This window comes from Vibrio sp. M260118, assembly GCF_036533755.1.
Classification (GTDB): Bacteria; Pseudomonadota; Gammaproteobacteria; order Enterobacterales; family Vibrionaceae; genus Vibrio.
On record NZ_JATABG010000640.1, the window covers coordinates 1 to 916 of the forward strand.

Sequence of the window (916 nt, forward strand, 5' to 3'; positions counted from 1 at the left end):
GGGGCAATTTTACCAAAGTCTGAATCAAGTAACGTACCGTAAATCGGGAAGAAAGGGTTTGTAGGTATACCGTCATCTTGAAGGTAAGTTGCAAGTAATGTTAGCTCTGTCTTCTCTGAAATATCAATCTCAAGGCTAGGTGCTAGATAAATACAATCAGTCTCAGTGTGATCGAGTTCGCCATCAGTAGTTCGGAATTTACTGACTAATCTGTAACGAACTGAACCATAGTCGTTTGCATCACCAGAAACATCAATACCAACGGCTTTGTGATTGTTATTTCCAATTTCAATACGCAGTTCATTTCCTAGTGAAGAGGATGGCTTCTTTTGAACGGCGTTAACTATGCCGCCAGGCGCAGACTCACCAAATAAAATGGCAGAAGGTCCTTTGATGATCTCTACTGATTCCAAGCCATAAGGTTCTAATAACCAAGTGTAATAACCATCACGGAAAAGTCGGTTTCCATCAAGATAGGTAGCAGATTCAAAGCCACGAATACCAATCCAGTCTGTATCATTGTCAGCACCATAAGGTTGAGCTGTCACACCTGATGTATAACGTACCGCTTCATCAAGTTTTTGTGGCGCACGTTGGCGAAGTTCATCTTCGGTAATAACTGAGACTGACTTTGGTGTTTCCTTCGCTGGAGTTTGAACTTTCAGTGCCTGAGCCGTTACGGTAATCGTTTCCATTTGACTGGTGCTAGTTGACTCTTCAGCGTGAGCAAATGGCGCTTGGAGGAGTACCAACGAGCCCATCGTTAGTCCGTATTTAATAGAAAGAGCAAGCTTTCCCAATTTGATGTTATTCATGATTCTCTCGAGATTTTCTCGCCTCACTTCACAAACTAATGAAAAGCTAAACGATAATTACTATTATTTTGGTTTGGATTTTACGGTCATCACAAAGGACT

Annotated in this window: 1 protein-coding gene; it reads right to left on the minus strand. The window is 41.7% G+C overall.

Annotated features, from left to right (window positions below; translation table 11 throughout):
• Positions 1-761 (minus strand): TonB-dependent siderophore receptor (locus QTO00_RS20225; RefSeq protein ID WP_331426345.1); only part of this gene is annotated, 761 nt, incomplete at its 3' end.
• Positions 762-916 lie beyond the last annotated feature (155 nt).